The following is a 10597-nucleotide window of genomic DNA, read 5'->3' as shown; positions in this document are numbered from 1 at the left end:
TGTCGATGTGAACAACAACGAACAGCTAGCAAAGCTATTACATGCAATGAGTCGTAAAGAGGTCGGGAGCTATTACGGTTTAAGCATGGCGCGTGAAGGAGTTGCCATGGCATGACCAAAGAAGACTATAAAAAAATAGCTATTACCGTAGTAGGTGGCGTACTCGCCGCCTACACCATCAAGTATTTACGACAGAGCAAATTACTATGAAAAGCTTATTAGAAAAAATCGGAATCGACCTTGACCAACCATCCACCAAAAAGGGGTTAGCGCTACTTGGCGCGGGAGCTGCTTTGCTATCTGGTCACCCTGAACTTATCACTGCTAGCGTATCGGCAGACGGTGTTCAATTCGGTGGTATTATTGGCGCAAGTGCTCCAATAGTATTTGGCCTATGGGAAACTCTACGCAATGAGTTCAAGTAAATGGCCGAGTATCAAACAATAATTGTTGCCGTTGTGAGTGCTCTATCTAGCGGGGTTGGTGTAGGCATTACACTCAAAACTGATGTTAAGTGGCTGCGCTTGATGATGGAAAAAATGGATGAGCGTTTGACTCGACTTGAAAGCAAAAGCCCTAATAATTAGGGCTTTTTTGATTCAATAGTGTTGTTCTTATTTCTTCAGATACCTCTCCCTTACCAGCCATATAGGGCTAGTTATTGAGCGTTGAGAATCTCAATAACAGGGTGACGCACAGATTCATATTAAAAATGATCTAATTCATTTGCCAACTTGCTTTAAACGGTTAGAATCGCGTGAAAAAATTAAGGAACACATATGCATAAGGTTGATATTCATAATCTTGATGACATCATCGCTAAGATTGCTGAGCAAAACGCGACTCTCGATCTAAATTCCATCGATTTTTCTGGCCTATATCCAGAAATTGGGATTAAACTGATAGGTGATGAAAACAGATTAAATGGGACTCTGAATTCAACGATTTGCAAAGGCTTAGCAGATTTCCATAATGACTTCCTTAAAGCCTATTGCATTATTAAGTACAACTCTGACAACCTTAAACAATTAAAACAAGACGAACGACAAAAGCTCGAATTCGTCTATACAGTTAACCCTGGCTGTACCGACATTTTAGTTGCAGCAAAGGATTTTTGTGACTCATTAAAGCAAGCAGTAGACTCGGTGACTAAGGATATGACTGGACCACAAAAAACAGCTCTGTTTCTAGTAGCCGTTCTTTCCGTCGGCGGCTACTTTGCATTTGATTCGTATAACGAACGACTCAAGGCTGAAGCAACAGCGCAAAAAGAAACGACCATCGCACAAACGACAGCACAGAAAGAAGTTTCTTTGGCTGGAATTGAACACGACCGTATGGATAAGCTAGTTGGAGCTTTAGAGAAATCTATCGAGTCTAACAACGCTGCCAATGAAAGAGCCCTCAAGTTCAAAGCTCAAGCGGATAAAGCGTACCAAGGTATGGTAAAACAATCCCTAGCAGCTGGGGCTACCGAAATCCAATACCGAGGTGCAACTAAAGTAACGCTTGATCAAGATGATGCAAAAGAGATGATCTCTAAAAACAAGCAACAGCTTGTTACTCACAACGGAGTTAGAGCTGTAGAGATAGCCTCTGCTCGTTGGACTGATGATGGCAACCTATCTGTTACAGCTCGTACTGAAAACGGAGATTCGGTTTTCCTAATGTCTGTTGATACTACTTACGTAGAACAGTCGGAGGTCGATATTTTAATCAATGACGGTTTCGGCAAGAAAGAGGTCATTTACGTAAATGGTAGCTACAAGGTTCGTGGGGGCATTGTAGAGAAAGCTATCGCATCTGGCATTTCTAAAGAAAAGCCTCTCGAATCCGAAGACGCTAAATAATATCTAGGTGGTTTATCGCCTTTCTCTGACACATAAATCCCTGAACCTTTTGTTCGGGGATTTTTTTGAGCTAGTGAAAGGTTTATTACTAAGCCTTGCTATGTAATTTATGTGGAAATAGCTGCGTATATACCTGCCACAAAATATTTAAATTTCTATGCCCAGTAACTTGAGCCACCTCTTCAATCGAATAGCCTTTTTCGAACAACCGACTTGCTCCCTCTCTGCGTAGGTCGTGGTACCTCAAGTCTTCAATACCCAATTCGTTCCTGACTCGTTGAAAGCCTGCGCTAACACTTCGTGAGTTGTATGGAAAAATTAGGTCACCCTTATTTGGTTGTTTTAATGCGATCTCAAATGACTCACCAAGCAACGGAACAATCATGTGATTACCTTCTTTCTTCCTTGGGTCTTTTCTGTCTCTAACCAGTATCGTCTTATGTTCTTGGTTGAGGTCTTCCCAACGCAGCTTGCAGACTTCGCCAATTCGCATGCAAGTGAGAATGCTAAACTCAAGAATGTCAGTGAATGGTATTCGAGTTTTTCCGTTTGGCCGGAAAGACTCACGTTGTTCTAATCCAAGCTTTAAGCGTTTTAGTTCTTCGGAGGTTGGGCGGCGTGTTCGCTTCTGACTCTTACCGACTAACCCCATATCAATCAGAACGGGTACGGCTTCATCAAATATCTGGTGATTGGTGATTGGTGTCGATGTTGAAGACAGGCTTAGACTTTTTCATTACAGAACGTAGGTAAGCAATATCATGATAAATCGTTGCGGGTTTGGCTCCTGCGCCTCTTCTATTTTTACAGTGCTCGATTAAGTCGCTAGTTCGTAGTTGATTACTCTCAACATTGGCGATGTCGCAATCCCTAAGCATTTTAATAACGTAGCGTTTTGTTCGGCCTGTATTGTCCCAGAGATCTCGTTCTTCCATGAACAAATCGAGGAGTACCGAAAGGGGGACTGTTTTTGGCTGATTTAGTACCCCTTGAGCTTCTAGTTCAGCTACCCTTTTTTTACCGAAAGCTTTAGCGAGTGCTTTCTTTTTTAGAGTTTTGCTTTCCCTGTGTATAATGCGCGAATTCTTTTTAACGATGATTGTTACCTTGAACCTTGGTTCACCGCTTTTTAGCTTTCTGGTCTCGATGGTATAACTTGCCATTGTCCAACTCCTAAAGGGGTACTTGAGGGGTACTACAGGAAGTAATTCCGTTTAATTCTAGGTAATTCACTGTATGTTTGTACAGTATTAATTGAGACTGAATCATGACAAACACTAATAAAACCAGTAAATACGCTAGTAACCGACTTTCTGTTGCACCCATGCTCGATTGGACTGACCGCCACTGTCGTTACTTTCACCGTTTGCTTTCTCAGCAGACTCTTCTGTACACGGAAATGGTAACAACGGGCGCGATCTTACATGGTAAGGGCGACTTTCTAGAATATAACGAGCAAGAACATCCTCTTGCTCTTCAACTCGGCGGCTCAAACCCGGTTGACCTTGCTGCTTGTGCCAAACTTGCTGGTGAGCGTGGCTATGATGAAGTAAACCTTAACGTAGGTTGCCCTTCAGATCGAGTTCAAAACGGTCGCTTTGGTGCGTGTTTAATGGCTGAGCCCGAGCTGGTGGCAGATTGTGTGTCAGCGATGAAAGAAGTCACTGATATTCCAATTACCGTGAAAACGCGTATCGGTATCGATGACCAAGACTCTTATGAGTTTCTAACTAAGTTTGTTTCGACGGTTTCTGAAAAAGGCGGTTGTGAGCAATTTACTATCCATGCGCGTAAAGCATGGCTGAGTGGCCTTAGCCCGAAAGAGAACCGTGAGATCCCACCTCTAGATTACGATCGTGCATACCAAATCAAGAAAGACTTCTCTGATCTTGTGATTGCCGTGAATGGTGGCATTACTACTCTTGAGCAAACTAAAGAACATTTGCAACACCTTGATGGCGTGATGATCGGTCGTGAGGCTTACCATAGCCCGTTTATCTTGGCTGAAGTCGACCAGCAGATCTTTGGTTTAGACACGCCAATCAAGAAGCGCTCACAAGTGGTTGAAGAAATGTACCCGTACATCGAACGTGAACTTTCAAATGGCGCGAGCTTAGGCCACATCTCTCGTCATATGCTTGGTTTGTTCCAAAGTATGCCAGGTGCAAGACAATGGCGTCGCTACATCAGTGAAAACGCACATAAGAAAGGTGCAGGTATCGAAGTGATGCAAACAGCATTGGCTAAGATCCCTAAAGAGCTGAACGTATAGCCTCTCTCAAGGTGAAGAGTCTAAGTTAAGGTTAAATTCGCCATTAGAGGCTAAATTTACCACCACTAAGTTTCCCCAAAGCCACGCATGAAGATGTGTGGCTTTTTATTTGTTTGATAAGTAAGGATTTTATTGGGTGGGTATACTTGGTATGGAAGCTGCAATGTTAGAAAGTAGGAAAGATAGGTCATTAACTCATTAGGGAGACCATTATGTTTGAATTAATCTTTGTTCTTATTTTCGTCGCAACTCTACTTGTTACTGGTATCACGTTTATGACGGTATTGGCTGCAACCGGAGTAGCGTTATTAGTCATGTTGGTCTTAGGTATGATGGGCGTCGTGTTTAAGTTACTGCCTTGGCTGATCGTGATTGCAATCGGTGTGTGGTTTTTCAAAAACTTTGTACACAGTTCTAACCAGAGACGTTACTAAGGTCATCGTGCCGTTAAATCTTTACTCGTCAGCGGTTTATCGTTTTAGAATTTAAGATGTGTGGTAGAATTTTCCCCAATAATCTATGAATGTGCATACAATTAGCACTACGATATGGAATTGGAGCTATCTCAAATGAATAAAATGCCATTAATTGCTTTGGTGGGAATGCTATCTTTAAGTTCAGCGGTGTCTGCTGCCGAAGAGTTTTCTTACACGGCTAAAGTCGGTGCCGATATGTGGTGGGGAAGTACAAAGCTAAACGAAGTTAGACAAGATGACGATTCTAACTCACCTTCGTTGTATTTCGCATTTGAGCATAATGCCCCAATGCTCCCAAATGCTAGCTTCCGTTATACCTCTATTGATGCGGACTCGTTAGCTTTTGATAAGTACGACTACACGTTTTACTACACACTGTTAGAGCACAAGTTGATGAACTTTGATGCAGGTGTAACGTTTACTCAGTACTCGAACTCTAATTACATTGAACCAAAAGCGACGGGTGCGAAAACATCGACGTTTGATGAGTTCACGTGGAGCTTCTACGGTAACGCAGAGATCAATGTGCCGGACACCAACTTCGATATCATTGGTACGATGGAGTTCGGTGATAGCAGTGGTATCAAGAGCACTGACTTGATGGCGGGTGTTCAATATCGAATCCCTGTATCAGAATCTGAAATTGCCCTGCGTGGTGGTTACCGTGTTATCGACCTAGATTCGGATGAGTTCTTTAGCTCGGAACTAGGCAAGAGCTTTGTCATGGTCGATGGTTGGTTTGCTGGTGCTGAAGTGCGCTTCTAGGCCATATAAAGAAAATTTAGAACGAATTTTAAGAACGCCACTTTATTAAGTGGCGTTTTTTATATCTATTGATTATATCTTTCTGGAATTAGTTAGCACATTCATCACTTTCGACCATCCTTATTACAGAGAGCTAATTTGCGTCTATTCTTATAAGGTCTATGTAGTGAGGTCAAAGCAAGGGATGGAATATGACACTCAATGAATTACGAAATTTATATAGAGAAAACCTGTTAGTTGAAGCCATTATAGAGCCCTCAATTCAAGAAGGGTCTTGGGTTGTGGAGTTTCGCCATATGGGAGGTGGCTTTGTTCTGCTTACGGATGTTCATGGTGAAGAGTGCCATTACGCGGATTTAGACTTAGCATCTAAATCGGCAATGGCGGTTGGCTTTCAGCAAGTACGTATTGAAAACCAGTAAGTCAATTTAGGTTTCAATCGGTTTTTACTTCCAAAAAGTTATAAAACATACTTTTCTATTCTTTCTTGTTATTAAAAGGAGTGGTTAATCTATCGTCACGCAATGATTAGGGATGTCGTGACCATGTCTTTAAATAAGAAAGAGTCTTCACAAAATAATAATGCACAGTCTGGGGCTAATGAGTTACCTGGGCTAGCAGCACCACTTAATGACCAACAATTGGGTCATCTTCAACACACTGTTTCTGAGTTATCTTCACAACAACTGGCATGGGTCAGTGGTTACCTTTGGGGAGTGAGCCAAGCTCAGCCTGTCGGTGCAGCTGCGCCAATCGCTCAAGCGGCTGCTGCAGTAGCCGCTAAACCAGCGGGTAAGCTCAGCATTATCTTCGCATCTCAAACAGGTAATGCTAAAGGTGTCGCTGAATCGCTTGAGGCAGAAGCTAAAGCCTTAGGTATTGCGGTCGAGCTTTTCGATGCAAGTGATTATAAAGGTAAGAACCTAGCCAAAGAGACACACGTCATTTTTGTGGCTTCAACCAATGGTGAGGGCGAAGCCCCTGATAACGCCATTGAGTTACACGAATTCCTTCAATCGAAGAAAGCGCCAAAGCTATCAAACCTACAATACGGTGTGATTGGTTTAGGCGATTCAAGCTATGAGTTCTTCTGCCAAACCGCTAAAGACTTCGATAACTTCCTCGCTAAGCTTGGTGCTAAATCGTTTGTTGATCGTCTTGATTGTGATGTTGATTACGAAGAGTCAGCAACGGAGTGGCGCGCTAAAGCGTTATCACAAGTTCAAGAAACGCTATCGACAGGTGCCGAGGCTGATATCGTTCAGTTACCAGTAGGCCAAGCAGCTGCCGGTCATTCGCAATACACCAAACAAAATCCATATACAGCGACACTATTAACCAGTCAAAAGATCACCGGCCGTGACTCGGGTAAAGATGTTCGTCATATCGAGATTGATCTTGATGAGTCGGGCATTACCTACCAACCCGGCGATGCGCTAGGCGTATGGTATGAAAACAGTTCAGAACTCGTCAATCAGATTCTTTCTAAGGTTGGATTATCGGGTATCGAAAGTGTTGATGTCGATGGTGACAACTTATCTATCCACAGCGCACTCGTCAGTAAATTCGAGATTACATCTTCAAATCCTCAACTTGTGACTAAGTTTGCTGAGTTATCGGGCAGCAAGAAGTTAATCAAGCTGGTGGAAGATAAAGACAAGCTTCGTGAATATGCGGGTAATACACAAATCGTCGATGTACTCGCTGAAAAGAAAACCAAGCTATCGGCTGATGAGTTAATTGGCCTGTTACGTAAGCTGACTCCACGCCTCTATTCTATTGCATCAAGCCAAGCCGAAGTAGATGAAGAAGTTCACTTAACGGTTGGTCTGGTTGAATACCAAAAAGGTGAAGAGTCTCGCTTAGGTGGAGCATCAAGCTTCTTGGCTCAGCGCCTTGAAGAAGGTGGCGAAGTGAAGGTGTTTGTAGAGAACAACAATAACTTCAAGCTACCACAAGACGACAATACACCAATCATCATGGTCGGCCCGGGTACAGGTATCGCACCTTTCCGCAGTTTTGTTCAAGAGCGTGAAAACAATGATGCTGAAGGCAAAAGCTGGTTGTTCTTTGGTGATCGTACCTTTACTCAAGATTTCTTATACCAAGTTGAATGGCAAAAGTACCTCAAGTCTGGCGCGCTAACTAAGCTAGATGTTGCCTTTAGCCGTGACCAAAAAGAAAAGGTTTATGTTCAAGACCGTTTAATCGAACAAGCAGAGCAGGTTTGGCAATGGCTGCAAGAGGGCGCGTACCTCTATGTCTGTGGCGATGCGACTCGAATGGCTAAAGATGTTCATGAAGCGTTAGTTTCGATAGCGGAAAAGCATGGCAACCAGAGCCGCGAGCAAGCTGAACAATATATTAATGATTTACGTAAAGCGAAACGTTACCAAAGGGATGTGTACTAATGAGCAAGCAAGTAATAGAGCAAGAAGTGCTAGGTCAAGTACTTGGACCTTTGGCTGACAATGAGCGTCTTAAACGTGAAAGTAATAACCTACGCGGTACGATTGAACAAGATCTCCAAGACCGCATAACAGGTGGCTTTACTGCTGATAACTTTCAGTTGATTCGTTTCCACGGTATGTATCAACAAGACGACCGTGATATTCGTAACGAACGTACCAAACAAAAGCTCGAACCGTTACATAACGTCATGCTTCGTGCTCGTATGCCTGGTGGCATCATTACCCCTAAGCAGTGGTTGGCGATTGATAAGTTCGCAGACGAAAGTACCTCTTACGGTTCAATTCGTCTAACAACTCGTCAAACGTTTCAGTTCCACGGTGTCTTGAAGCCGAACATTAAGTTGATGCACCAAACGCTAAATAGCATTGGCATTGATTCAATTGCGACAGCGGGTGATGTAAACCGAAATGTTTTGTGTACCACAAACCCGGTTGAGTCTGAGCTCCATCAAGAAGCCTACGAGTGGGCGAAAAAGATCAGTGAACATCTATTACCTAAGACTCGTGCTTATGCAGAAATCTGGTTAGATGGTGAAAAGCTAGCAACAACGGATGAAGAACCTATCTTAGGTAGCAACTACTTACCACGTAAGTTCAAGACGACGGTTGTCATTCCTCCGCAAAATGACGTAGATGTTCATGCTAACGATCTTAACTTCATCGCGATTGCTAAAGACGGAAAGCTGGTGGGCTTTAACGTATTAGTGGGCGGTGGTCTTGCAATGACGCACGGCGATACTTCTACTTATGCACGTAAAGCTGACGATTTCGGTTTTGTGCCATTAGAGAAAACGTTAGATGTAGCAGCTGCGGTGGTAACGACTCAGCGTGATTGGGGTAACCGCTCGAACCGTAAGAACGCAAAAACCAAATACACACTAGACCGTGTTGGTATTGATGTATTCAAAGCAGAAGTAGAAAAACGTGCAGGCGTTGAGTTTTCTGAAAGCCGTCCTTATGAGTTTACTGGCCGTGGCGATCGTATCGGTTGGGCGGAAGGCATTGATGGTAAGCACCACTTAGCGTTATTCATCGAAAATGGTCGTTTACTTGATTTCCCAGGGAAAGCGCTGAAAACAGGTGTTGCTGAAATAGCGAAGATCCACAAAGGTGACTTCCGCATGACAGCGAACCAAAACCTAATTGTTGCGGGTGTGTCGACGAGTCAAAAGGCCAAGATTGAAAAACTGGCGCGTCAATATGGCTTGATGGATGATGCTGTTTCAGAGCAACGTAAAAACTCAATGGCGTGTGTGGCTTTCCCAACATGTCCTTTAGCAATGGCAGAAGCTGAACGTTTTCTTCCAGAGTTTGTTACCGATGTTGAAGGCATTCTCAAGAAACATGGATTACCAGAAGAAGATAACATCATCCTTCGAATCACAGGTTGTCCAAATGGTTGTGGTCGCGCGATGTTGGCTGAACTTGGTTTAGTGGGTAAAGCACCAGGTCGTTACAATATGCACTTAGGTGGGAACAAAGCAGGTACCCGTATTCCTAAGATGTATAAAGAGAACATCACCTCAGCTCAGATCTTAGAAGAGATTGATGCGCTGGTGGGACGTTGGGCTACAGAACGCAACGACAAAGAAGGGTTCGGTGATTTTACAATCCGAGCTGGCATCATCGAAGAGGTGATCATTTCCAAGAGGGATCTGCATGCATAATTCTGTCGCTTCAAAATTGAAGTTAGCAGAGCTACTCGCATTGACTAAGACGGAGCAAATACTTCGTCTTGGACAAATCAACGCAGAGTTAGAGCAGCTAACCGCATTAGAAAGAGTTAAGTGGGCTTTAGATAATTTAGAAGGGACACATGTTGTGTCTTCTAGTTTCGGAATCCAAGCAGCATTGATGTTGCACCTAGTGACCCAAGCAAAACCAGATATTCCGGTTATTTTGACTGACACAGGGTATCTATTTCCGGAGACCTATCGCTTTATTGATGAGTTAAGTCAGAAGTTGACTCTAAACCTTCAAGTCTTTCGCGCCCAACAGAGCCCTAATTGGCAAGAAGCGCAATATGGAAAACTTTGGGATCAAGGTATAGAAGGGATAGAGAAGTACAACAAGCTTAATAAAGTTGAACCGATGAGAAGAGCGTTGGATGAGCTCGAGGCTGGGACATGGTTTTCCGGTTTAAGAAGAGAGCAATCTCAATCACGTGCAAATTTGCCAATCTTATCTATCCAAAATGGTGTGTTTAAATTTTTGCCGGTAATCGATTGGACGAATAAAGATGTTCACTATTACCTAGAAGAGCATGGTCTCGGTTATCACCCGCTTCGAGAGCAGGGTTACCTTTCTGTTGGAGATACACATACAACTAAGAAGTGGGAACCGGGTATGACTGAAGAGGAAACTCGTTTTAATGGGTTGAAACGCGAATGTGGTCTCCATGAAGATGATGGAGAGCAATATGGTTCTGGGATTTAGACTCATTGCTATTTAAAAAGCTGCCATTAGGCAGTTTTTTTTGTTTCTAGGGGATAAAATTAGAGCGATTGTGGATAAGTCTGTGGTTATTGTGTAGTTACTTTGTAGTTAAAGTTGCATAAATAAAGCTTTGAGTGTTTATTCGTCATGTAATCGTTATTTTTGCATTTTTCTTTAATAAACACTTGCCAATGTGATGAACATCTCTATAATGCCGCCTCACTGACACGGCAGACGCCACAAGGCTTCAGCGTAGAATGTTAGTTAGGCAACTAGCTTTAAGCGATAATTCGCTCCTACTTTTAGAAAGTAGAAATTAATTTTCAA

Annotated in this window: 10 protein-coding genes and 1 pseudogene; 10 read left to right on the top strand and 1 reads right to left on the bottom strand. The window is 43.1% G+C overall.

The features are described 5' to 3' along the window. Nucleotides 1–206: 206 nt before the first annotated feature. The 3 genes from A142_RS17005 (at nucleotide 207) to A142_RS17000 (ending at nucleotide 1850) form a co-directional block, all read left to right on the top strand. On the top strand, nucleotides 207–425 hold the full coding sequence (locus tag A142_RS17005) for a hypothetical protein (RefSeq protein ID WP_019822281.1): 219 nt from the start codon (nucleotides 207–209) through the stop codon (nucleotides 423–425). Continuing rightward, nucleotides 426–587 (top strand): hypothetical protein, encoded by a 162-nt coding sequence (locus A142_RS25215; RefSeq protein ID WP_019822278.1) that lies wholly within the window; start codon nucleotides 426–428, stop codon nucleotides 585–587. A 192-nt stretch (nucleotides 588–779) separates the two neighbouring features. Beyond that, nucleotides 780–1850, top strand: coding sequence for a hypothetical protein (locus A142_RS17000; RefSeq protein ID WP_019822277.1), 1071 nt, complete (start codon nucleotides 780–782; stop codon nucleotides 1848–1850). A gap of 88 nt (nucleotides 1851–1938) precedes the next feature. Here A142_RS17000 and A142_RS16995 read toward each other — a convergent pair. Then, a pseudogene (locus A142_RS16995) lies at nucleotides 1939–3013 on the bottom strand (site-specific integrase). 104 nt (nucleotides 3014–3117) lie between these two features. Between A142_RS16995 and dusA the strand changes: the two are divergent. The 7 genes from dusA to A142_RS16960 all read left to right on the top strand — a co-directional run bounded on the left by dusA (nucleotide 3118) and on the right by A142_RS16960 (nucleotide 10270). Further along, nucleotides 3118–4122 (top strand): tRNA dihydrouridine(20/20a) synthase DusA, encoded by a 1005-nt coding sequence (gene dusA / locus A142_RS16990; RefSeq protein WP_019822275.1) that lies wholly within the window; start codon nucleotides 3118–3120, stop codon nucleotides 4120–4122. A 212-nt stretch (nucleotides 4123–4334) separates the two neighbouring features. After that, a complete protein-coding gene (pspG, locus tag A142_RS16985; RefSeq protein ID WP_017059950.1) occupies nucleotides 4335–4556 on the top strand; it encodes an envelope stress response protein PspG in 222 nt (73 codons plus the stop codon). 135 nt (nucleotides 4557–4691) lie between these two features. After that, a complete protein-coding gene (locus tag A142_RS16980; RefSeq protein WP_029405449.1) occupies nucleotides 4692–5363 on the top strand; it encodes a TIGR04219 family outer membrane beta-barrel protein in 672 nt (223 codons plus the stop codon). A gap of 191 nt (nucleotides 5364–5554) precedes the next feature. Continuing rightward, nucleotides 5555–5785 (top strand): hypothetical protein, encoded by a 231-nt coding sequence (locus tag A142_RS16975; protein ID WP_004735813.1) that lies wholly within the window; start codon nucleotides 5555–5557, stop codon nucleotides 5783–5785. A gap of 123 nt (nucleotides 5786–5908) precedes the next feature. Further along, nucleotides 5909–7774 carry an assimilatory sulfite reductase (NADPH) flavoprotein subunit gene (locus tag A142_RS16970; RefSeq protein ID WP_029405448.1) on the top strand — a complete coding sequence of 622 codons (1866 nt, stop codon included), beginning with the start codon at nucleotides 5909–5911 and terminating at the stop codon, nucleotides 7772–7774. Next, nucleotides 7774–9501, top strand: a complete 1728-nt coding sequence (cysI, locus tag A142_RS16965; protein ID WP_019822271.1) for an assimilatory sulfite reductase (NADPH) hemoprotein subunit — start codon at nucleotides 7774–7776, stop codon at nucleotides 9499–9501. Before A142_RS16970 ends, cysI begins: the two co-directional genes overlap by 1 nt. Beyond that, nucleotides 9494–10270, top strand: a complete 777-nt coding sequence (locus A142_RS16960) for a phosphoadenylyl-sulfate reductase (RefSeq protein WP_017059954.1) — start codon at nucleotides 9494–9496, stop codon at nucleotides 10268–10270. Before cysI ends, A142_RS16960 begins: the two co-directional genes overlap by 8 nt. Nucleotides 10271–10597 lie beyond the last annotated feature (327 nt).

Origin of the sequence: Vibrio splendidus 12E03, from assembly GCF_000272105.2 — a bacterium.
GTDB classification, from domain to species: domain Bacteria; phylum Pseudomonadota; class Gammaproteobacteria; order Enterobacterales; family Vibrionaceae; genus Vibrio; species Vibrio splendidus_I.
Note: the sequence above shows the minus strand (reverse complement) of the source record. Positions and strands in the feature narration are given on the sequence as shown.